Origin of the sequence: Arenimonas fontis (assembly GCF_008386465.1) — a bacterium.
Classification (GTDB): domain Bacteria; phylum Pseudomonadota; class Gammaproteobacteria; order Xanthomonadales; family Xanthomonadaceae; genus Arenimonas; species Arenimonas fontis.
Window position 1 is genome coordinate 32925 of the sequence record NZ_VUOD01000003.1, and the last position, 21826, is coordinate 54750.

The 21826-nt window shown below is 70.4% G+C and carries 16 protein-coding genes and 1 riboswitch; of the genes, 11 read left to right on the forward strand and 5 right to left on the reverse strand.

Features of this window, described 5'->3' with window-relative positions; all coding sequences use genetic code 11:
- Positions 1-120: 120 nt before the first annotated feature.
- Genes F0415_RS04490 through F0415_RS04500 form a run of 3 tightly spaced genes read left to right on the forward strand, consistent with a single transcriptional unit; the run spans position 121 to position 6198 of the window.
- Positions 121-3174, forward strand: a complete 3054-nt coding sequence (locus F0415_RS04490) for a ligand-binding sensor domain-containing diguanylate cyclase (protein WP_188310285.1) — start codon at positions 121-123, stop codon at positions 3172-3174.
- Positions 3175-3196: 22 nt separating this feature from the next.
- Positions 3197-5416, forward strand: a complete 2220-nt coding sequence (locus F0415_RS04495; protein ID WP_149860009.1) for a putative bifunctional diguanylate cyclase/phosphodiesterase — start codon at positions 3197-3199, stop codon at positions 5414-5416.
- The gene (locus F0415_RS04500; protein WP_149860010.1) at positions 5413-6198 is read left to right on the forward strand and encodes a M23 family metallopeptidase; all 786 of its coding nucleotides are present in this window, start codon (positions 5413-5415) and stop codon (positions 6196-6198) included. Before F0415_RS04495 ends, F0415_RS04500 begins: the two co-directional genes overlap by 4 nt.
- Before the next feature lie 2 nt (positions 6199-6200).
- On the opposite strand, the gene F0415_RS04505 is transcribed toward F0415_RS04500, so the two are convergent.
- On the reverse strand, positions 6201-8525 hold the full coding sequence (locus F0415_RS04505) for a TonB-dependent receptor plug domain-containing protein (RefSeq protein ID WP_149860011.1): 2325 nt from the start codon (positions 8523-8525) through the stop codon (positions 6201-6203).
- A 145-nt stretch (positions 8526-8670) separates the two neighbouring features.
- On the opposite strand from F0415_RS04505, the gene F0415_RS04510 reads away from it, so the two are divergent.
- Positions 8671-9828, forward strand: a complete 1158-nt coding sequence (locus tag F0415_RS04510) for a phytase (RefSeq protein ID WP_246149876.1) — start codon at positions 8671-8673, stop codon at positions 9826-9828.
- Here F0415_RS04510 and F0415_RS04515 read toward each other — a convergent pair whose 3' ends face one another.
- The 3 genes from F0415_RS04515 to metX are packed head-to-tail and all read right to left on the reverse strand — an operon-like array spanning position 9829 to position 12922.
- A complete protein-coding gene (locus tag F0415_RS04515; protein WP_149860013.1) occupies positions 9829-10734 on the reverse strand; it encodes a homoserine dehydrogenase in 906 nt (301 codons plus the stop codon). It lies immediately after the preceding gene.
- Positions 10731-11912 (reverse strand): cystathionine gamma-synthase, encoded by a 1182-nt coding sequence (metB, locus tag F0415_RS04520; RefSeq protein ID WP_149860014.1) that lies wholly within the window; start codon positions 11910-11912, stop codon positions 10731-10733. Before metB ends, F0415_RS04515 begins: the two co-directional genes overlap by 4 nt.
- Positions 11909-12922, reverse strand: coding sequence for a homoserine O-succinyltransferase MetX (gene metX, locus F0415_RS04525; protein ID WP_425457827.1), 1014 nt, complete (start codon positions 12920-12922; stop codon positions 11909-11911). The genes metB and metX overlap by 4 nt, the downstream gene beginning before the upstream one ends.
- A gap of 95 nt (positions 12923-13017) precedes the next feature.
- Positions 13018-13134, reverse strand: a riboswitch (SAM riboswitch).
- A 127-nt stretch (positions 13135-13261) separates the two neighbouring features.
- On the opposite strand from metX, the gene F0415_RS04530 reads away from it, so the two are divergent.
- The 5 genes from F0415_RS04530 (at position 13262) to F0415_RS04550 (ending at position 17647) form a co-directional block, all read left to right on the forward strand.
- Complete coding sequence (locus F0415_RS04530) at positions 13262-14368, forward strand: phytase (RefSeq protein ID WP_149860016.1); 1107 nt, start codon at positions 13262-13264, stop codon at positions 14366-14368.
- A 157-nt stretch (positions 14369-14525) separates the two neighbouring features.
- Positions 14526-15188, forward strand: a complete 663-nt coding sequence (locus F0415_RS04535) for an REP-associated tyrosine transposase (protein ID WP_246149878.1) — start codon at positions 14526-14528, stop codon at positions 15186-15188.
- 254 nt (positions 15189-15442) lie between these two features.
- On the forward strand, positions 15443-16117 hold the full coding sequence (mtgA, locus tag F0415_RS04540; protein WP_246149894.1) for a monofunctional biosynthetic peptidoglycan transglycosylase: 675 nt from the start codon (positions 15443-15445) through the stop codon (positions 16115-16117).
- A 62-nt stretch (positions 16118-16179) separates the two neighbouring features.
- Positions 16180-17142, forward strand: a complete 963-nt coding sequence (locus F0415_RS04545; RefSeq protein ID WP_149860018.1) for a glycosyltransferase family 2 protein — start codon at positions 16180-16182, stop codon at positions 17140-17142.
- Positions 17143-17218: 76 nt separating this feature from the next.
- Positions 17219-17647, forward strand: a complete 429-nt coding sequence (locus F0415_RS04550; protein WP_149860019.1) for a CBS domain-containing protein — start codon at positions 17219-17221, stop codon at positions 17645-17647.
- A gap of 133 nt (positions 17648-17780) precedes the next feature.
- On the opposite strand, the gene F0415_RS04555 is transcribed toward F0415_RS04550, so the two are convergent.
- A complete protein-coding gene (locus F0415_RS04555) occupies positions 17781-19388 on the reverse strand; it encodes a peptide chain release factor 3 (protein ID WP_149860020.1) in 1608 nt (535 codons plus the stop codon).
- A gap of 218 nt (positions 19389-19606) precedes the next feature.
- Here F0415_RS04555 and hslO point away from each other — a divergent pair, with 218 nt between their 5' ends.
- Positions 19607-20503 carry an Hsp33 family molecular chaperone HslO gene (hslO, locus tag F0415_RS04560; RefSeq protein ID WP_149860289.1) on the forward strand — a complete coding sequence of 299 codons (897 nt, stop codon included), beginning with the start codon at positions 19607-19609 and terminating at the stop codon, positions 20501-20503.
- Positions 20504-20818: 315 nt separating this feature from the next.
- On the forward strand, positions 20819-21814 hold the full coding sequence (locus F0415_RS04570) for an XOO1806 family protein (protein ID WP_149860021.1): 996 nt from the start codon (positions 20819-20821) through the stop codon (positions 21812-21814).
- The last annotated feature ends 12 nt before the right edge of the window (positions 21815-21826 follow it).

Sequence of the window (21826 nt, forward strand, 5' to 3'; positions counted from 1 at the left end):
GCGAGCGACCGCACCGATGCTGCAGCGCGGAAGCAGCCTGCGTCACGGAATCGCACACGAAAGCTTGCGATGCCCGGAAACCGGGCGTAATAGTCGGGGCGAATGCCGACGGAGCCCGATGTGGCCGCCCTGCGCACCGTCCTGACATCCGTGCTGACGCTGGCGCTGCTGGCCGCCGCCGGCCCCGCCCCCGCGCTGGATCCGGACAAGGCCTTCCATCACTACGTCCGCAACCGCTGGAGCATCGAGGAGGGCCTGCCGCAGATCAGCGCCCTGACCATCGCCCAGGACCGGCTGGGTTATCTCTGGGTCGGCACCCAGGCCGGGCTGGCTCGTTTCGACGGCGTCCGCTTCCTCACCTACAACCCGGAAAACACGCCCGGCCTGGCCGGCATCTGGATCCATGCGCTGCATGTGGACGCGGACAACCGCGTCTGGATCGCCACCTATCGCGGCCTGAGCGTGTACGAGGACGGCCGTTTCGAAACGGTCGCCGTCGAAGGGCGGGACGGTACGCCCATGGACACCCGCGCCCTGGCCGTGCTGGCGGACGGCCGCCTGGCGGTGGCCGGCCAGGAAGGCGTCTACGTCGTGGAGGGCGATGCCGGCAAGCGTCGCCTGCGCCTGCTGCATCCCCTGCCGCGCCCGGCCTACAGCCTGCTGCAGCGCGGCGACGGCCTGTGGGTGGGCAGTCTGGGACAGGCCTACCGCATCGAGGGGCAGTGGGTCGGCGTGCTGCCGCTGCCCGAGAACGCCGGCGACGCGGTGGTGACGCAACTGGCGGAGGCGCAGGGAAGGGTGTGGGCGGGCACCAGCGCCGGCCTGTTCCATCGCGAGGGCAATGCCTGGAAGCGGCATGAAAGCGGTGAACCGCTGGCACGGGCGCCGATCGAAGACATCTTCGAGGACGGCGACGGCAATCTGTGGGTCGCCATGACCAGCGGTCTGGCCCGGCTGCAGGCCGGTCGCCTGCGCGAGCTGGTGGGCGACCAGGATCCGGCTGCCTCGGCGGTCCGGGCCATCTTCGAGGACCGCGAGGGCAATCTCTGGCTGGGCGGCCAGTGGGAGGGCATCACCCGCCTCTGGAACGGCTGGACCCGCCGCTACAGCACCCGCGACGGCCTGCAGCACCCGATGCTCTGGTCGGTGGCGCGCGGCCCGGACGGCAGGCTCTGGGTCGGCACCAACGATGGCCTGGCCGTGATGGAGGGCGGGCGTTTCCGCGAGGTGGTCGCCGGCGAGGACCTGCCCCACCCGAATGCCTACACGCTGCTGATCGAGGACGAGGTGGTGTGGATCGGCACCCGCCGCGGCGCCGTCCGCCTGCGCGGCGATCGTCTGGAACGTACGCCGGAGCTGGCGCCGCTGGGCGGCCTGCAGGTCAACGGCATCGTCCGTGACCGGCTCAACCGTCTGTGGTTCATGACCTCCGGCGGGCTGTTCCAGTGGTCGGCGGACGGCATGCGGCACTACGACTCCCGCCACGGCCTGCGCTCGCCGTTCGTCCGCCTGATGCACGAGACCCGTTCCGGTCGCCTGCTGCTGGGAACCCAGACCGGCCTGTACGAAATGAATGAAGGGCAACTGCTGCCGCTGGGCGAAGACAAGGGCCTGCAAGCCAACCTCGACATCACCGCCATCCACGAACTGCCGGATGGGCGTCTCGTGGTCGGCACGCTGTCCGAGGAGCTCTACCTGTTCGACGGCGCACGCTGGCACCGGTTCGGCAAGGACAGCGGCCTGCCGGTGAACTCGCCCTTTTTCATCAGTCACTCGCCGGACGGCTGGCTGTGGGTGGCCGGCATCCGCGGCATCTATCGGGTACCGCTCGACGACCTGACGGACATGGCGGCTGGGCGGCGCGAGCAGGTCCGCGGGCAGATGCTGCTCAACGAACGGGGCGACCGCCGCGGCGGCCAACAGGGCTTCTGCTGCAACGGCGCCGGCAATGCCAAGGGCCTGCACCTGGGCGACGAGCTGTGGCTGCCCACACGCGACGGCCTCGTGGCCATGAGCACCCGCGACATCCACACCAACGCGGTGCCGCCGCGCACCGTCGTCGAGCGGGTGCGGGTGGGCGATCGCTGGCGCCTGGCCGACCCGCGCGAGGACTGGCAACTGCCGCTGGGCCAGCGCGACCTGGCCTTCGAGTTCACCGTGCTCAGCCTGCAGGAGCCGCGCAGTGTCGAAATGCGCTACCGGCTGGTCGGCTACGACGAGGACTGGCGCGAGCTGGAGGATCCGACCCGGCGCCAGGCCGGCTACACCAACCTGCCGCCGGGCGCCTACGTGTTCGAAGTGATCGGCGCCAACAATGCCGGCGTCTGGGCCGATTCGCCGGCCCAGATCGGCTTCGTCATACCGCCGTACTTCCACGAGACCGGCCTGTTCCGGCTGCTGCTGGCCGCCTTGCTGGCCAGCCTGGTCTATGCCGGTTACCGGCGCCAGCGCGAAGCCCTGGAAAAGCTGGTGCGGCAACGTACCGACGCGCTGCAGGCCGCCAACCTGCGCCTGGAGGAAGCCAGCCAGACCGACCCGCTCACCGGCCTGCGCAATCGCCGCTACCTGACCAACCAGATTCCCGCCGACATCGCCTTCTACGAACGCGAGGTGCTGCGGCGCGAGCCCGACGAGGTGATGTTGTTCGCGCTGGTGGACATCGACCATTTCAAGGCCGTCAACGACACGCATGGCCACCATGCCGGCGACCGGGTGCTGCAGCAGTTCGCCCAGGTGCTGTCCAGTCTGGTGCGCAGCGGCGACTACATCGCCCGCTGGGGAGGCGAGGAGTTCCTGGTGGTCTTCCGGCCCATGCCCGGCCGGCATCTGCCGGTCCTGGGCGAGCGGATCCGGACCGCCATCGCCAACCACCGCTTCGAGATCGGCCTGCCCGAACCGTTGCGCTTGACCTGCTCGATCGGCCTGGTCGAGTGCCCGCTGTTCCGGGAAAGCCGTGGCAGCCTGGGCTGGGAGCAGATGGTGGAGCTGGCCGACCGGGCGCTGTACTACGTCAAGACCCACGGCCGCAACGGCTGGGCGGCGTACCGGCCGCTGCCGGGCAGCAGTCCGGAAGTGCTGATGCAGGCCCTGCGCGGCGACCATGAACGCCTGCTGGAATCGGGACGGATGCGGCTGCTGAGCTCCGGCGCCCCGGGCGAGCGGGCAGAGGCCTAGGCGGTCGGTGACCGGCGCGCCTATGCTTCCCCTCATGCGCGACCGGGCCCGACCGATCTGGACGTCCGTCCTGCTGCTGGCGCTGTACATCGCGGCCGGCGGCTATTCCACCCAGATGATGGGCGGGCCGGGCGAGGTGGTGCTGTTCTGGCCTGCGGCGGGCATCGGCCTGGCGGCGGTGGTCCGGTACGGACTGCGCTGGGCGCCGCTGGTGCCGCTGGGCGTGCTGGGCGTGCACCTGCTGTTCGACCCGGTGCCGATGCTGTTCCTGGCCTACTCGATGGCGGCGAACCTGCTGGGCGTGCTGGCCGGGGCGGCCTTGATCCTGCGAGGCCCCGCCCCGGAACCGATGAGCGTGCGTTTCGGCCTGCGCGGCGTGGCCGGCGGCGGGGTGATGTCGGCGGTCAGCGCCCTGGTCGGCACCACCGGCATGGTGCATGCCGGCATGCTGCCGCCCGGCGACTGGCCCTGGGCCGCGGGCCGCTGGCTGCTGGCCGACCTGCTGGGGGTGACCAGCATCGCCCCGGCCGTGCTGCTGGCCAGCCTGCCGGCCTCACGCCGCGGCCGCCTGCCGTCCGGCGACTACGCCCCGGAGGGCGAGCGCCTGGCCTGGAATGTCGCCCTGGCCGCCAGTTTCCTGCTGATGGGCTGGGGCGCCAGCCTCGGCGGCTACTACGCCCTCGGCCTGGTGGCGCTGCCCCTGGCGGTGCTGGTCTGGAGCGCGATCCGGTTCACGCCGCTGCACACGGCCATGGGCATCGCCGTGACCATGTTGCTGGTCTCGGCGGTGGCCGGCTTCGGCCTGGCCGGCTTTCCGCCGCCACAGGCGCCGGTGGACGGGCTGAACCTGCTCGGCTTCCTGATCGTGGTGTCGGTGCTGCCGATGACGCTCTCGGTGGCCATGTACCAGCAACGCAGCGCCAGTCATCGCCTGCAGCAGCGCGCCGACACCGATGCCTTGACCGGGCTGGCCAGCCGCGACGCCTTCGAACGGCGGGTGAAGGCGGCCCTGGCGGACGTGTCGGCGCCGCCGATGGCCCTGGCCTACCTGGACCTGGACCACCTCAAGCTGATCAACGACACCGCCAGCCATGCCGCCGGTGACGAACTGATCAGGGGCGTGGCCGGCCTGCTGGAGGCCCACCGCCACCCCGACGACCTGCTGGCCCGCACCGGCGGCGACGAGTTCGCGCTGCTGCTGCGCAACTGCGCGCCGATGGTCGCCGAAGACCGCGTGCGGGTATTGCTGCGGGCCATCGAGGGTTACCGGCAGGGCTGGGGTCGGCAAATGCTGGCCACCACCGCCAGCGCCGGCGTGGTTGCCTTCCTGCCCGGCCAGGCCGAGTACGCGCAATTGCTCTCCCAGGCCGACGCCGCCTGTTTCACCGCCAAGGAGCAGGGCGGCAACCGGGTTTGCATGGCGCGCCCGGATGCCGGCGACCTGCTCGACCGCACCGCCGCCATGCGCTGGGTGGTGCGGCTGCGCGAGTCGCTGGAGCACAAGGCGCTGGCCTTGCATTGCCAGAGCATCGTGCCGCTGCAGCCCGGTCTCGAGAGCGGTCGCCACTTCGAGGTGCTGCTGCGCATCCGCGACCCGCACAGCGGCGAGGAACTGATGCCGGGCCGCTTCATGCCGGCCGCCGAACGCTTCCACCTGGGCACGCGCATCGACCGCGAAGTGCTGGCCATGACCCTGGACTGGCTGGACGCCCACCCCGGCCAGGCGGAATCCGTTTCGACCTGCTGCATCAACCTGTCCGGTGACGCGCTGGCCGACGAGGGTTTCCTGGCCTTCGTCGCCGAACGGCTGCGGCGCAGCCGCTTCCCGGGCGGAAAGCTGTGCTTCGAGGTCACCGAAACCAGCGCGGTGCGCGACCTCGCCCGGGCGCAACGTTTCATCGGCCAACTGCGCTCGCTCGGCTGCCGCTTCGCGCTGGACGACTTCGGCGCCGGCTTCTGCTCGTTCAATTACCTGCGCTCGCTGGACGTGGACTACTTCAAGATAGACGGCAGCTTCGTCCGCGACATGGACAGCTCGCCCATGGCCGAGGCGGTGGTGCGCTCGATCAACGAGATCGCCCACGTACTGGACAAGCGCAGCATCGCCGAGCACACCGAAAGCGAGCGCCAGCGCCGCGCCCTGGCCGCGATGGGCGTGGACTACGCCCAGGGACATGCCCTGGACCGGCCGGCGCCGATCGCCGACTACTTCGCCCGGCCCTTTCCGGAGCCGGCGCGGTGAAGCCGCTGCTGCCGCTGCTGGCGCTGCTGGCGGCGACCGCGTCGGCGCCGTCGTGCGCGGCCGACTGGGCCCGGCTGGAGCTGAGCAGGCAGGGCAGCCAGTGGCAGGTGCTCGTCCGCAACCTGGCGGCGGGACCGGTGGAAGTGCAGGTGCAGGCCGATGGCCTGGAGGACCTGGCGGCCGACCCGCCCTTGCCGCAGCGACGGGTACTGGCGGCCGGCACCGGCGAGGTCCTGACCATCCTGGTGGCGACCGGCCCGGCGCCGCGGCACCGGCTGCGCTTGCTGGCCGTGCCCGGGCCGCCGCACGCGCAGGCCCGCGACGTCGTCTACTCGCTGCCGGTGGAAGAGTCCGCCTTCCGCCTGGGCCAGGGTTTCCACGGCGGTTTCAGCCACGATGATCCGGCCAACCGCTACGCCGTGGACCTGGAAGTGGCCGAAGGCACCGCCGTGCTGGCGGCGCGCGGCGGCGTGGTGATGGAGGCCGTCGGCGGCTTTCGCGAAGGCGGCGCGGACCCGGGCCTGGCCGACCGCGCCAATCTGGTACGGGTGCTGCACGAGGACGGCTCCATGGCGCTTTACGCGCATCTGCGCGAAGGCGGCGTCGCGGTCCGGCCCGGCCAGCAGGTGCACCTGGGTCAGGTGCTCGGCTACACCGGCAACACCGGCTTCTCCAGCGGCCCGCACCTGCACTTCGCGGTGCAGGTGAACACGGGCATGCGCCTGGAGTCCGTCCCCTTCCGGATGATCGGGCCGGACGGCCTGCTGCCGCTGGGCCGCTAGCCTCAGAAGGCGTAACGCAGGATCAGCTGGTAGACCGGGCCGGCCGATTCGGTTTCCAGTTCGTACTCGTCGTAGTCGCGCGCCAGCTGGTCGGCGGCATTGTCGAACTTGTGGAAAACCTCGTCCTTGCTGGCGTCCAGGAGATTGGAACCGGTCAGGCGCATGGACAGGCGCTCGCCGAAGCGCTTCTCGACGAAGACCTCGAGGTCGGCGCCGTAACGGGTGCTCACCTCCTCGGTCAGGATCCGGAACTGCGCCTCGCCCTGCTTGCGGTAGCTGGCGCCGAAGGAAACGCCGGCTCCGGGCAGGTCCTGGATGAAGCCGACGTTGTAGACGTAACGCGGCTGGTTGTTGAAGCGGCGCTTTCCGAATTCGTCCTCGGTCTCGCTGTCCATCCAGCTGTAGTTGAGGAAGACGCCGGTGTCGGGCAGGTTCAAGGCGGTCAGCGGCGCGGACAGGTCCAGCTCGACGCCCCAGACCTTGCCGCCACCAGTGTTCATGACCGTGTAGACGAAGCTGTCGGGATCGAACACCGGATAACCAGGGTCGCCCTCGACCGCCCCCGGGTTCTCGTCGAGGAACTCCTCCAGTTCGTCGGCATAGTCGTCCAGGGCGGTAGCGCTGGCTTCGCCGGTGTTCACCAGTTCGATCAGGTCATCCACCTTGCGGTAGAACAGGTTGACGCCGACCACGCCGCGCCGGCCGAGCCGGCGCTCGAAACCGAGGTCCAAGCCCCAGGCCGTTTCCGGGTCGAGAGCCGGATTGCCACGGAAGTCGTTGTCCTCGTACTCCTCCTCCAGGGTCAACGGCAGCACCTGGTCGAAACCCGGCCGGCGCACGCTGCGGCCCAGGGAAAGGTTGATGCGATCGTCCTCGCTCAGGTTCCAGCGCAGGCTGGCGGAAGGCAGCAAGGTACCGTAGTCGTTGCCGGCCGCCTCGCCGTCCGCCCGGACATCCACCTCGGTGCGCTCGTAGCGCAGGCCGGCCTGCCATTCCAGGGTTTGGCCGGCACCGGTGAACATCAGATAGGGGTCGAGCCGCCGCTCGTCTATGCGGCTGCTGCGCAAATCGAAGTCCTGGTAGGGCGGCAGCGGTTCGCCCTCGACGTCGGTGTCCACCTCGCTGACGGCCAGATCGGTGTCGCGGCGCTTGTCCATGAGGTCCAGGCCGAACTCCATGTCGGCGCCGCCGATATCGCGCGCGTGCGCCAGCTTCAGGCTAAGCTCGGTGTCGTCCACGTCGGTCAGCGTACGCACGCCTTCGAACTCGTCGAAGCTGGGCGGGGTGTCGTCATCGTCGTAGCCGACTTCTTCCTCGGTGTCGAAGATCTCGTCCCGGAAGGTGGCATAGCCCAGTTCGACCTCGCTGCGGCCACCAGCCATGTCCCACCGGTAGCCCATTGCCAGGGACAGGTTGCGCTGGTCAATGTCCACCACCTGGTCGTTCACCGACAGCAGGTTGTCGCGACTTGCCGAGGAAGGGTCGTTGTACTCGATCGAGTTCTCGGTCTGGGTGCGGTCGGTGAGGACGTAAAGCCCTTCGAGGCGAAGCCGGCCGTTGCCGATGTCGCGATTCCAGGAAAGGTTGGCGGAGTAATCGGTGCCGTCGCGAACGTCGGTCTGGTCTTCCCGGTCGGTGAAATCGCCGTCCGGGCTTTCGAAGCGGGTGCTGAATTTGGCCTTGGGGTTGTAGCGCCCCTGCACGTTGACGCCGCCCAGCAGCCGGCCGCCGGCGAATTCGCCCGAGGCGACCGCGCCGTAAGTCGGCTTCAGCTCGCCGTCGTCGAAACGCAAGGCGCCGGCGCGGACGTAGGCGCCGTCGAACTCGTAGGAGTCGCGCAGGATGATGTTGAGGGCGCCGGCGATGGCGTCGCCGGAGCGGTTGGCGGACGGCGCCCGGACGATCTCGATGCGCTCGACCAGCTCGGCCGGAATGCGGTCCACGAAGAAGCTGCGGTCCACGCCTGCGCCGGGTACCTTGCGGCCGTTGATCAGCACCTGGGTGTAGGCCGGCGCCAGGCCGCGCAGCTGGGCGCCGTCGTACTCCAGCACGTCGGAGACGAAGGCCACCGAGGGCACCCGCTTGAGCATGTCGCCCACGGTCAGGGGCTCGAAACGCTGGAAATACTCCAGGTCGTAGCTCAGGGTCGGCACGATGTCCTCGGCCCGGTCGCGGTAGCTGATCTCGCCCTGGACGACGATCACGTCCAGCTCGCGGGCGCTGTCCGGCGACGCCGGTGCCGCCAGTTGCTGCGCCAGTGCCGGCGCGATCGTCAGTGGCGCGGCCAGCGCCTGGGCCAGGGCAAGCGCGAGTGCATGCTTCTTCATCGTGGCGTTCCAGTGGAATGAGCCCCGGTGTTGTATGGCCGCGCCATGTCCGGAAGGTGACAGCGGCGCTGTCATTTCCCTGTCGCCTGGCGCGGCTACAAGGCTCGTTTCCGCCACGTTTCGCCACCGTTGCAAGGAGCCGCACGTGCACACGCGACCGCTTTCCGCCGCCCTCGTCCTGTTGCTGGCCGCCTGCTCGGCGGCGCCGGAACCGGAGCCGACACCGCCGCCCGCGCCGGCCGCCGCCCAGCGGGAGCCCGACGAGCTGGCCGAAACCGATCCGCTGCTGAGCGAAGCCGGTCTTGCCCACGCGACCATTGCCGAAGCCTTCGTCAGTGCCGCCACGCCCGAGGACAACGTGGATTCGCCGGCGGCCTGGCGCGGCCCCGACGGCCGGACCTGGGTGATCGCCACCGCCAAGGAAGGCAAAGCCGGACTGATCGTCTACGACGGCGACAGCGGCGAGCGCCTGCGCGGTGTCGGCGGCACGGGCGATGGCGAGGGCGAGTTCCTGCGTCCGAACGGCATCGCCGTGGCCGGCGATCGCCTGCTGGTGGTCGAGCGCGACAATCGGCGCGTGCAGGTCCTGGCCCTGCCCGGTTTCGAAACCCTGGCGAGCTTCGGCCGCGACCAGCTGCGCCGGCCCTACGGTGTCTGGGTCCGGGCGCCGGGTGCGGACACGCTCGACGTGCTGGTCACCGACGCCTACATGGCCGGCGAAGACGAACACGGCGATGAGATCGTGCCGCCGCTGGCCGAACTGGACCGGCGCGTGCAGCGCTACCGTGTCCGTTTCGGCGACGGCGGCGCGACGGTCGAACACCTGGGCCACTTCGGCGCCGTCTCGGCCGCCGACGCCATCCGCATTCCGGAATCGCTGTGGGGCGACGAGGTCCACGACCGGCTGCTGATCGCCGAAGAGGACATCCGGGTCGGCACGGCTCTGCGCGAGTACACGCTGGACGGCCAATCGCGCGGCCGCACGCACGGCCTCGGCCTGTTCAGGGCCCAGGCCGAGGGCATCGCGCTCTGGGCCTGTCCCGACGGCAGCGGTTACTGGCTGGCCACCGACCAGTTCAAGGACCGCAGCCTGTTCCATGTCTTCGACCGGCGCAGCCTGGAACACCTGGGCGCCTTCGCCGGCGAAACCACCGCCAACACCGACGGCGTCTGGCTGCACCAGGCCGGCACCGGCCGCTTTCCCAAGGGCGTGTTCTACGCGGTGCACGACGACATGGCCCTGGCCGCCTTCGACTGGCGCGACATCGCTGCCGCCCTGGGTCTGCGCGAGGACTGCGGGTGATCAGCGCAGACAACGCAGCAGGTCGTCCAGCAGGGCGGCGGCGGTGACACCGGCGCCGGCGCCCGGACCCTGGATCTGCAAGGGCCGCTCGCGATAGCGGCAGCTCCAGATCGCCACCCGGTTGTCGTTGCCGCGGCCCAGGGCCAGGGCGTCGTCGGCCGCCAGCGCCTCCAGGCCGGCCCGGGCGCCGCGCTCGTCCAGCCGCGCCACGTAGCGCAACACCCTGCCGGCGCAGCGGGCCAGGATCAGCAGCTTGCGCCGCACGTCCTCGCCGGTCAGGTCCACACGCGGATCGGGCTCGGCATATCCGCGCGCCACCGCCTCGCGCACTCGCGCCGAGAAGGCATCGCGGCCATCGTAGCCGTCCAGCAACCAGGCCAGGGTGCCCGAGAGCACGCCGGCGATGCCGGCGATGCGGTCGCCGCCGGCGCGCAGTTCGCGCAGGCAACGCAGCAGCGGCAGGCCGGCGCCGACCGTGGCGGCGTCGCCATAGAAGCCGCCGGCGGCGACGCGTTGCTGGATCTCCCGGGCCCGGGCCAGCGGTCCGCCCAAGGCCAGCTTGTTGGCGCTGACCACGGCCAGGCCCTGGCGCAGCCAGCGCGGGTGCCAGGCAGCGAGATCCTCGCTGGCGGTGGCGTCCACGACGATGTCGCCCGGCGCCGGCGCGAACGGCAGCCAGCCGCTGCCATCGTGCGGTTCGCCCTGCTGCAGGCGCGCCAGCGCCTCGGCCGGGGCGATGCCGTCCGGGCTGCCGACGCGGCGGCGCGAGTTGGCCAGCCAGCACAGGCGCAACCGCGGCTCGTCCAGGCCGGCCAGCCGCTCGAGCAGGGCCCGGCCGACGGTGCCGGCGCCGAACAGGGCGATGCGCCGGGGCGGACCGGGTCGGATCTTCGGCAGCGCGCTCATGCCGGCACCGCCGGGGTCGCCTGCACGGCGCGCTCGAGGGCGGCCGACAGATCCGCCTCGAGGTCTTCCAGCGCCTCGATGCCCACCGACAGGCGCAACAGCCCGTCGCCGATGCCGGCCAGGCGGCGGGCTTGGGCCGACATCGCCGCGTGGGTCATGCTGGCCGGATGCGCCACCAGGCTTTCCACACCGCCCAGGGACTCGGCCAGGGTGAAGTGGCGCAGGCCGCTCACGAACGCCCGTACCGCCGCCACGCCGCCCTGCAGTTCGAACGACACCATGGCCCCGAAACCGCGCTGCTGCCGGGCCGCCAGCGCATGGCCGGGATGCGTGGCCAGGCCCGGGTAATGCACGGCCGCCACCGCCGGGTGCCCGACCAGGCGCTCGGCCAGGGCGGCGGCGTTCTCCTGGTGCACACGCAGGCGCGCGTCCAGGGTGCGCAGGCCGCGCAGGGTGAGGAAGCTGTCGAAAGGCGCCCCGGTCAGGCCAAGGGCGTTGGCCCACCAGGCCAACTCGTCCGCCAGCACCGCGTCGCGGGCTAGCAGCGCGCCGCCGACCACATCGCTGTGGCCGTTGATGTACTTGGTGGTGGAGTGCAGCACCAGGTCGGCACCGAACGACAAGGGCCGCTGCAGCGCCGGCGAGAGAAAGGTGTTGTCCACCAGCACGAGGGCGCCGCGGGCATGCGCCGCCTGCACGATGCCGGCGATGTCGGCGATGCGCAGCAGCGGGTTGGACGGGGTTTCCACCCACACCAGGCGCGCCGGCCGCGACAGCGCCGCCGCCAGCGATTCCGGCCGGCCCAGGTCGGCCAGCTCCAGGTCGAAGCGGCCCTTGCGCGCCAGCGCGTCGAACAGGCGCCAGCTGCCGCCGTAGGCATCGTGATTGGCCACCAGGCGCTCGCCCGGCCGCAGCAAGGCCTCCAGCGCCAGGCTCACCGCCGCCATGCCGCTGGCGGTGACCACTCCGCCGGCGGCGCCCTCCAGTTCGGCCAGGGCGGCGGCGAGCAGGTCGCGGGTAGGGTTGCCGCTGCGGCTGTAGTCGTAGCGCCGTTTGCCCTCGAGGCCGGCGAAGCTGAAGGTGCTGGACAGCACCAGCGGCGGCGTCACCGCGCCGAAGGCGCTGTCGCAATCGATGCCGGCGCGCACGGCGACAGTGGCGGGACCGGGACGGCTCATGCCTTCGCCTCCCCCGACAGCGCCCGCGCCAGCACGGCGGAGATGGCGGCGTCCTCCTTCAGGAAGGCATCGTGACCGTATCGCGAGCGCAGCACCTGCAGCCTGGCCGGTCCTGGCAGGGCCTCCACCAGCGCCTGCAGGTCGGACAGCGGTACCAGCCGGTCCTGCTGAACTCCGACCACGGTCACCGGCACCCGTACCTCGCGCGGATCCACCCGATGCAGGTCGATGGATTCGGACAGACGCAGGAAGGCGGTGCTGGGGAACCTGGCGGCGTAGGCGTCGCCGCGGGCCTGCAGGTAGGCCTCCGCGGCGACCCGCGCCCGGCCCTCGCGAATCACCGGCGGCCGGTCGAAACGCTCGGCGAACTCCTCGGGCGTGCGGTACGCCAGCATCGCCAGCTGTCGCGCCAGCGACAAGGCCTGGCCGGCGGCGGCCTGGTCGCGGCCCAGGGCCAGCACCCGCCGCTGCAGTGCCCGCCAGGCGCTGGCATACGGGTGCGGCCGGTGCGCGCCGCTGATCGCCACCAGCTCGCCCAGGCGCGGACCGTGGCGGGCGGCGAACTGCAGGCCGACCATGGCGCCGTAGGAAGCGCCGATGAAGGCGCGGATGCGTGGCGCAGCCAGCGCGTCCAGGGCAGCCGCGACGGCGTCGGCCTGGTCGGCGCTGTCGAGCGGCACGTCGAGCGCGCCGTCGGCGCCCAGCCAGTCCAGGCTCAGCACCCGCCAGCGCAGCGTGTCCACCGCCTTGCCGGGCCCGACCTGGGCCTGCCACCAGCCCGGAGACGGATCGCCGGCATGCGCGGCCAGGTGCCGGCCGGCGGAGATGCCGCCGGCCACCACCAGCCAGGGCGCGCCGGGCCGACCCAGGCATTGGCCGCGCAGCACCACCTGGCGCGGACCGGCGTGGCGCAGCGGCAGGCGCAGGGCCAGGCTGAAACGCCGCGACGGGACGTCGCCGGAAGCGGGAACGGGGGGCTCGGCCGGTTCGGCCGAGGGATGCAGGCTCAGACTCATCGCAGGGCTCCTCGTGGTCGGCAGGGGCCCCAACGAGGTTCCGCGGCGAAAGCCGTGTCGCGCGTCCCGACCGCCGGCGGGAACCTCACGACCCATCTTCCGGTAGCCCGAAGGCCGCCGCAGGAATTGGCACCTTCAGGGGGCTTGCGCCCGCCTGGGTTGCCCCGGCGTCATCGGGCCCATCCCTCAGCCGGTCTCGATGGGATTGCGGAGCGGACTTTGCCGGGCACCTGCGGTGCCTGTCAATCCTTTCATGCGAATGAAGCGATGGATACGTCGCCGCATGGAGGCGGGCTGGCGATGCGGGCGCGTGGCTGCGCATACTCCGGCGCCATGAATCCGATCATCCGACTCTCCGCTCTCACCCTGTCCCTGGGTCTCGGCCTGGGCCTGGCCGCTTGCGGCAGCCTCCGGGACCCTTCCTCCAAGCCCCTGCCCAAGGTCTTCGGTGCCACTGCGGTGGCGGTACCCGAGGGCTTCGTCACCGCGCCCCGGCCCGGCGACGAAATCGATTCGGTGGCGCTCTGGCGCCGGCCCGACGGCGGCAGCTGGGTGATCGCCACCGCCAAGAAAAGCCATACCCTGGTGGTCTACGACGGTGACGACGGCTCGCTGGTGAAGGTGGTGGGACGACGCGGCCGCGGCGTCGGCGAATACGAGCGACCCAACGGCATCGCCGTGCACGACGATCTGGTGTTCGTGGTCGAGCGCGACAACCACCGGGTGCAGGTGCAGCGCCTGCCGGACTTCGCGCCGGTGGCGATCATCGGCCGGGAGCAGCTGCGCAGTCCCTACGGCCTCTGGCTCAACCCGCTGCCGGACGGCCGGCTGGAAATGCTGGTGACCGACAGCTTCATGGCCGACTACCGCACCGAAACCCTGCCGCCCCTGCACGAGCTGGACCAACGGGTGAAGCGCTACCAGCTGGATCCGCGCGCCGACGGGCTGGCGCCGGAATACCTGGGCCATTTCGGCGATACCACCGAGGCCGGCGCGCTGCGCATGGTCGAATCCATCGCCGGCGATCCGCTGCACGACCGGCTGCTGATCGCCGAGGAAGACCTGCGCGTGGGCACCACCCTGCGGGTGTACGACCTGGCCGGCCGCTACAGCGGCCGCGACATCCCGTCCGAGCGCTTCACCGCCCAGGCCGAGGGCGTGGCGCTGTGGGCCTGCCCGGACGGCCGCGGTTATTGGATCGCCACCGACCAGAATTCCGATCTCACCGTCTTCCACGTGTTCGACCGGCGCGAGCTGGGCTACCTGGGCAGCTTCACCGGCCGGGACGTGGCCATGACCGACGGCATCTGGCTGCACCAGGCCGGAACCCGCGCCTTCCCGGACGGCGTGCTGTACGCCGCCCACAACGACGAGGGCGTGGCTGCCTTCGACTGGCGCGAAATCGCCCGGGCACTCGACCTGTCGCCGCGCTGCCGCTGATCTGACCCTTTGATCTGACCCTTTGATCTGACCCTTTGATCTGACCCCTTGATCTGACCCCAAGGGGGAAAGGCTGACCTTGGCGTCAGGTTGATGACGATCGCCGGAAATCAGTTCGGTCCGGACACTGGCCCGGACCGGAACCGGAGATCCGCCAATGGCCAGGCCCACCAGGTTCACGCTGCCCGGGTTGCCACATCACATCGTCCAGCGCGCCCATCGCCGCGAGCCCTGCTTCTTCGAGGACGCCGACCGCGAGTGCTACCTCTGCCTGCTGCGCGAGCATGCGGAAAAGCAGGATTGCCAGATCCACGCCTACGTGCTGATGACCAACCATGTCCACCTGCTGGTCACACCACGGCAGGAAGGCGGGGTGGGCAAGATGATGCAGGGCATTGGCCGTACTTTCGTCCGCAAGATCAATGCGCGCCTGGAGCGGAACGGCACCCTGTGGGAGGGGCGATACCGGGCCTGCATCGTCGGGGACGAGCGCTACCTGCTGGCCTGCTACCGCTACATCGAGCTCAATCCCGTGCGGGCCGGCATGGTGCAAGCGCCTGGCCAGTACCGGTGGTCGAGCTATCGCGGCAATGCCCTGGGGCAGCCGGACCCCCTTCTGAGCCCGCATGCCGCCTTCCTCGCCCTGGGCACGGAGGCGATGGCCCGACGGAAGGCCTACCAAGCCCTGGTTCGGGAACAGATTCCGCACCAGCACCTGGAGCGCATCCGCCGCCACATCCGTACCCAGAGGCCGCTGGATCATGGCGGGCGAAGCGACCCTGCGGCTCCGGACCCGCAGGGCTCGCGGCCACGGGGCTGAATCGCGCCGGCTTGAGCCGGGCCAGCCGGTTGGTGGGGCGTGTGTGGCACTCAGCGGTGCCGGCGGTGGCGGGGTCAGAACAAAGGGTCAGAACAAAGGGTCAGATCGGGGGTGGGCGCCGGTTTTCGCCAGCGGGGGTAGAGTCTTCGCCCATGGGCCGACATCCGCAGGCGGTACGCATCGATGCCGCCGGACCATCGCCGGCGGGCGAGCCCCGCCCGCTCCGCCGCCGCCGATGGCTGCGGCGGCTGCTGATGCTGCCGGTCTGGTTCGTGCTGCTGACGCTGCTGCAGGTATTGCCGTTGCGCTGGATCGACCCGCCCACCAGCGCTTTCATGTTGGCGCGCCAGCTCGAGGGCATCGGCGACGAGGGTTTCCGGCTGCGCCAGCAGTGGCGCGACTGGGAGGAGATTTCGCCGCAGTTGCCCATTGCCCTGGTGGCGGCCGAGGACCAGAAGTTTCCGGAGCATCGCGGCTTCGACCTCGAGGCCATAGATCGCGCCCTCGAGCACAACGCCCGCGGCGGCCGCCTGCGTGGCGGCAGCACCATCAGCCAGCAGGTGGCCAAGAACCTGTACCTGTGGAAGGGCGGCGGCTATTTCCGCAAGGCGCTGGAGGCCTGGTACACGCTGCTGATCGAGCTGACCTGGCCGAAGCGGCGCATTCTGGAGGTGTACGCCAACATCGCCGAATTCGGCGACGGCATCTACGGCGCCGAGGCCGCGGCCCAGGCCTTCTTCGGCAAGCCGGCCCGTGCGCTTACCGCTGCCGAGAGCGCCCGGCTGGCGGCGGTGCTGCCCAATCCACGCCGTTACGACGCCGCCCGCCCCGGGCCCTATGTGCAGCGGCGGGCGCGCTGGATCCAAGCCCAGGTTCGGCAGTTGGGCGGCCCGGCCTACCTGGAGGGCGAATCGTCGGCAGGCGGCTGAGGTGGACGGCGGTTCGGCAAGGCGACGGGCGTCAGCCGGATCGCCCGGTTAGACTTCGCGCCATGCCGCGTACCGAATTACTGACCGTCGTCATCGCCGCCCACAACGAGGAGGCGGCGCTTCCCCTGTTGCATCCGCGCCTGATGAAGGTGCTCGATGGCCTGGACCTGGAGGCGAGCGTCCTCTATGTGGACGACGGCAGCCGCGACGGCACCTGGGAACTGCTTCGTTCCTTCGCCGACGCCGACCCGCGGGTCGGCGTGCTCCGGCTGGCGCGCAATTTCGGCAAGGAGGCGGCCCTGACCGCCGGGCTCGACCAGGTGGACGCCGATGCCGCCGTCGTGCTCGATGCCGACGGCCAGGATCCGCCGGAGCTGATCCCGGAACTGGTGGCGCGCTGGCGCGAGGGCTGGGAGGTGGTGTACGGAACCCGGATGAGTCGGGACGGCGAGAGTTGGCTCAAGCGGTTCACCGCGGCGGCGTTCTACCGGGTGATGGACCGCCTGTCGGATACCGCGGTGCCGCGCGATACCGGCGATTTTCGCCTGATGTCGCGACCGGTGCTCGAGGCGCTGCGGCAGCTGCGCGAGCGGCAGCGGTTCATGAAAGGCCTGTTCGCCTGGGTCGGTTTCCGCCAGCTGGCGTTTCCATACGCGCGCGAGCCGCGCCTGGCGGGCGGCAGCAAGTTCAACTACTGGCGGCTGTGGAATCTGGCCCTGGAGGGAATCACCAGTTTCTCCACCGTGCCGCTGCGCCTGGCCACCTACGTGGGCGTGCTGACGGCGCTGCTGGCCTTCGTGTGGGGGCTGTGGATCGTGGTCCGCACGCTTGCCTGGGGCGATCCGGTGCAGGGCTGGCCGACCATGATGACGGTGATCCTGTTCCTGGGCGGCCTGCAGCTGGTGGCGCTGGGCATCATCGGCGAATATCTGGGGCGGCTGTATCTGGAGGCCAAGCAGCGCCCGCTCTACCTGGTGGCGGAAATGCGGCTGCCGGCGCAGGCCAACCCCCTTCCCCACGTCTGAAGCCCGGGGCCTGGCGACAGGTGCAGGCGTCGCCGGTCGGGTCTATGATCGGCGCAGGTTCGGCGGAGGGCAGGACATGCGCAACGTGAACCAGATACTCCAGGCCAAGGGTGGGCGGCTGGTGACCGTACCGCAGGAAGCGCCGGTGCTGGAGGTGATCCGGCTGATGGCCGAGAACCACATCGGCAGCGTGCTGGTGATGCAGGGCGAAGAACTGGTGGGCATCGCCACCGAGCGCGACTACGCCCGCAAGGTGATCCTGCAGGGCCGTTCATCGGCGGACACGCCGGTGGCGCAGATCATGACCCGCCAAGTGGTGACCGTATCGCCCACCGACACAGCGCAGACCTGCATGGAGCTGATGACCAACCGGCGTATCCGGCATCTGCCGGTGGTGGAGAACGGCCGGGTGCTGGGCATCGTCTCCATCGGCGATCTGGTCAAGGCGGTCATCGAGGACCAGCAGGAAGAAATCGCCCAGCTGCAGCAGTACATCACCAGCTGAGCGCCGCCTGAGCTGATCTGACCCTTTGATCTGACCCTTTGATCTGACCCTTTGATCTGACCCTTTGATCTGACCCTTTGATCTGACCCTTTGATCTGACCCTTTGATCTGACCCCAGGGTCGCAACAAAGGGTCAGATCAAGGGGCCGAGGGATTGGGCGTGTTCGCGGGTGGCGGCGAACTCGAGGTCCGGCCAGCGCTCCATGGTCAGCTGCAGGTTCACCCGGGTCGGCGCCAGGTACACCAGCTGGCCGGCGGCGTCCAGGGCAAGGTTCGTGGCATTCTTTTCACGGAATTCCTCCAGCTTCTTCGGCGTGCCGCCTTTTACCCAGCGTGCCGTCGCCACCTGCACCGGCTCGAAGCTGGCGTCCACCCCGTACTCGTCCTTGAGCCGGTAGGCCACCACGTCGAACTGCAGCATGCCGACCGCGCCCAGGACCAGGTCGTTGCTCATCAGTGGCCGGAAGAACTGGGTCGCGCCTTCCTCGGAAAGCTGCGCCAGGCCCTTCTGCAGCTGCTTGAGCTTGAGCGGGTCGCGCAGCCGGGCGCGCCGGAACAGTTCGGGGGCGAAGTTCGGGATGCCGGTGAAGAACAGCGGTTCGCCGGCGCTGAAGGTATCGCCGATGGAAATCGTGCCGTGGTTGTGCAGGCCGATCACGTCGCCCGGCCAGGCCGCCTCGGCGATCTCGCGGTCGGAGGCCATGAAGGTGAGCGCGTTGGCCAGCTTCACCTCCTTGCCGGTGCGCACATGCAAGGCCTTCATGCCGCTTTCGTAGCGGCCCGAGCAGATCCGCAGGAAGGCCACCCGGTCACGATGCTGCGGGTCCATGTTGGCCTGGATCTTGAACACGAACCCCGAGAAGTTTTCCTCTTCCGGCATGACCTCGCGGGTGGTGGTGGCACGCGGGCGTGGCGCCGGTGCGTGTTCGACGAAGAAGTCCAGCAGCGGCTGTACGCCGAAGTTGTTGACAGCCGAACCGAAGAAGACAGGCGTTTGCCTGCCGGCCAGGTAGGCGGCCTTGTCGAAGGGATGCGAGGCGCCTTGCACCAGCTCCAGCTCGTCGCGCAGGTCCGCCAGCATCTGCGCGCCGATGCGCTTCTCCAGCTCCGGGTCGTCCAGCGAGGCGAAGATGGTGCTGTCCTGACGGGTGAAATTGCGCCCGCTTTCGTATAGGTGCACTTCGCCGCTGAGTAGATGCACCACGCCCTTGAGTCGCTGGCCCATGCCGATCGGCCAGGTCACCGGCGCGCACTGGATGCCGAGCACGCGCTCGATCTCGTCCAGCAGCTCGATCGGCTCCTTGCCTTCGCGGTCGAGCTTGTTGATGAAGGTCATGATGGGGGTGTCGCGCATGCGGCAGACCTCCATCAGCTTGATGGTGCGCTCCTCGACGCCCTTGGCGACGTCGATCACCATCAGCGCGCTGTCCACGGCGGTGAGCACGCGGTAGGTGTCCTCGCCGAAGTCGGCGTGGCCCGGCGTGTCCAGCAGATTGACGATGCGGCCCTCATAGGGGAACTGCATCACCGAGGAAGTGACCGAGATGCCGCGCTCCTTCTCCAGCGCCATCCAGTCCGAGGTGGCGTGCCGCGCCGCCTTGCGGCCTTTGACCGAGCCGGCCATCTGGATGGCGCCGCCGAACAGCAGCAGCTTCTCGGTCAGGGTGGTCTTGCCGGCGTCGGGATGCGAGATGATCGCGAAGGTGCGCCGGCGATGGGTTTCGCGCAGGTGCTCGGACATGGGTGGGCCGCGGTCGGGCCGCGACGGTTGCGAGAAGGGGCGCGGATTATACGTCCCCTCGACCCCTGTTCTGACCCTTTGATCTGACCCTTTGATCTGACCCTTTGATCTGACCCTTTGATCTGACCCTTTGATCTGACCCTTTGATCTGACCCCAGGGTCGCAACAAAGGGTCAGATCAGAAATCTGGGCCCGGCGGCTAGAATCACCGCATGGAAATGTCCCTCGAGAACGATTGCCTGACCCGCTTCCTCTTGGAGCGCTCCGGCGTGCGCGGCGTGCTGGTTCACCTGGACGCCACCTGGCGGGAGATCGCCGGCCGCGCGCCCTATCCGCCGCCGGTGGCGGCCCGCCTGGGCGAAACCTGCGCGGCCACCGCCCTGTTCACCGGCCACGCCAAGGTGGACGGGCGCCTGAGCGTGCAGATGCGCGGCACCGGCTGCCTGCGCACCCTGTTCGCCGAGTGCACCGCCGCCGGCACCCTGCGCGGCATCGCCCGGCACGCCGAGCCCGTGCCCGACCACCTGGGCCCGCGCGACTTCGGCGAGGGTTCGGTATTGGCCATCACCATCGAATCCACCCCGCCCGGCGCCCGTGAAACGACCCGCTACCAGGGGCTGGTGGGCCTGGACGCCGACACCCTGGCCGGGGCCTTCGAGGGCTACTTCCAGCAGTCCGAACAGCTGCCGACCCGGGTCCTGCTGGCCGGCCTGGGCCCGCGCGCAGCCGGCCTGATGCTGCAACTGCTGCCGGCCGACGCCGGCCGGGCCGGCGATGCCGACGGCTGGACGCGCTGCAGCGCCCTGTTCGACACCCTGGGGCCGGCCGAGCTGGCGGCACTGCCGGTGCGCGAGCTGCTCTGGCGCCTGTTCCACGAAGAGGGGGTGCGGGTGCTGGATCAGCGGCCCTTGCGATTCGCCTGCTCCTGCTCGCGCGAGCGGGTGGCCGAGATGCTCCGCAGCCTGGGCCGGGACGAGGCCGAACAGGCGCTGCAGGACGGCCAGGTGGATGTGCACTGCGAGTTCTGCGGCCAGGCCTACCACTTCGACGCCGCGCAGATCGGGGCCCTGTTCAGCCAGGCCCCCACCGCGCCGGGCCCAACCGCCTTGCAATGATGCCGGGTCGAACTCCCGCCCCCGATCCCGACCCCGATCCCGACTCCGACCCCGATCTCGACCCTGATCCCGGCCCCGCCCCGGCCCCGCCCCGGCCCCGACCCCGGCCCCGACCCCGGCCCCGACCCCGGCCCCGATCCCGGCCCCAATCCCGCCCCCGGAACCCGGTCCTACCGCCGCCCGGAGGCCGCTCCGCTTCCCCTGACCCTGCTTCCGCAAGCAGTTAATTTCTTGTAAAATCGCGGCTGCCTGACCCCCCGCGGGAACTTCCCGCGCAGGCCAGGCTCCAACCGGAGCCCTCCACAGGAACGCCCGATGAACCCCCTGCTTCGCGCCATCGCCGCTACTCTGCTCGCCCTCGCGGCGGCGGCAGCCGCGGCGCAGACGCCGCCGCCGCTGGTGGTGCCCGAGCAGGCATCCGACGATCCGTTTTCCGCCGCCCTGCCCCTGGTCAACCAGGACAACGGCCGCGTGGAAGCTTTCCTGCTGCTGGACGAGGCCCGCCCCACGCCGGCCACCGGCGGCCTGCAGCGCCTGTTGGGCCGCGACCGCAGCCCCAGCTTCGGCGCCGGTCTGGCCATTCCCCTGGACAACGGCCGCCGCGCCAGTGCCAGCCTGAGCCTGGAAACCAACCCCACCCTGGGCCTGCTGTGCGAATCCAGCGCCCTGGCCCGCCGGGTCGGCAACCTGGCCCGGCACTGCCTGGCCAGCACGCTCAGCCCCGGCCAGAACCTCGTCCTGCCCACGCCGCAGCCGCAGCAGCCCGGCCTGCGTGCCGAGGCTCGCCTGGACGGCCAGCGCGGCTCCCTGATCGCCAGCCTGGGCCTGCGCCAGCTCGATCTGGACGGGCCGCTGATGCTGCCCGGCACCCTCACCGGCGAAGCGCCGCTCAACCTCTCGCTGCTGCCCGCCGGCGCCCAGTTCGAGCAACAGGACATCGGCCTGGAAGGCCAACTGCATTTCGGCGATTCGGTCTGGGTGAGCATCGGCGGCACCCTCGCCCGCGCCCGCATCGTGCCGGCCGCGGCCCTGCCCGGTGGCCTGGTACCGCAGTGGGATACCGGCACCCTCACGCTCGGCGGCGGCGTCGGCAACTTCGGCGGCGAGATCGTCGGCCGCGTGGTCGAGGTGCCCGGCATGGACGGCCACTACCGCAACCTCGGCCTGGGCCTGACCTGGCGCGCGCCCTGGAAGGCCCGCCTGAGCGTCGGCGCCGAAAACCTCTACTCCAGCGGCAACAACCCCTTCGTCAGCGACGAAGACGAGGACACCAGCCGGGTGCCCTACATCCGCTACGAGCAGGATCTCTGAGGCCAGACGCCC

Coding starts and splice junctions, on each gene's coding strand:
- F0415_RS04495 (WP_149860009.1), top strand. CDS start 3,197: ATGCTTCCCCTCATGCGCGACCGGGCCCGACCGATCTGGACGTCCGTC.
- F0415_RS04505 (WP_149860011.1), bottom strand. CDS start 8,525: ATGAAGAAGCATGCACTCGCGCTTGCCCTGGCCCAGGCGCTGGCCGCG.
- F0415_RS04515 (WP_149860013.1), bottom strand. CDS start 10,734: ATGAGCGCGCTGCCGAAGATCCGACCCGGTCCGCCCCGGCGCATCGCC.
- metB (WP_149860014.1), bottom strand. CDS start 11,912: ATGAGCCGTCCCGGTCCCGCCACTGTCGCCGTGCGCGCCGGCATCGAT.
- F0415_RS04530 (WP_149860016.1), top strand. CDS start 13,262: ATGAATCCGATCATCCGACTCTCCGCTCTCACCCTGTCCCTGGGTCTC.
- F0415_RS04535 (WP_246149878.1), top strand. CDS start 14,526: ATGGCCAGGCCCACCAGGTTCACGCTGCCCGGGTTGCCACATCACATC.
- mtgA (WP_246149894.1), top strand. CDS start 15,443: ATGCTGCCGGTCTGGTTCGTGCTGCTGACGCTGCTGCAGGTATTGCCG.
- F0415_RS04545 (WP_149860018.1), top strand. CDS start 16,180: ATGCCGCGTACCGAATTACTGACCGTCGTCATCGCCGCCCACAACGAG.
- F0415_RS04550 (WP_149860019.1), top strand. CDS start 17,219: ATGCGCAACGTGAACCAGATACTCCAGGCCAAGGGTGGGCGGCTGGTG.
- F0415_RS04555 (WP_149860020.1), bottom strand. CDS start 19,388: ATGTCCGAGCACCTGCGCGAAACCCATCGCCGGCGCACCTTCGCGATC.
- hslO (WP_149860289.1), top strand. CDS start 19,607: ATGTCCCTCGAGAACGATTGCCTGACCCGCTTCCTCTTGGAGCGCTCC.
- F0415_RS04570 (WP_149860021.1), top strand. CDS start 20,819: ATGAACCCCCTGCTTCGCGCCATCGCCGCTACTCTGCTCGCCCTCGCG.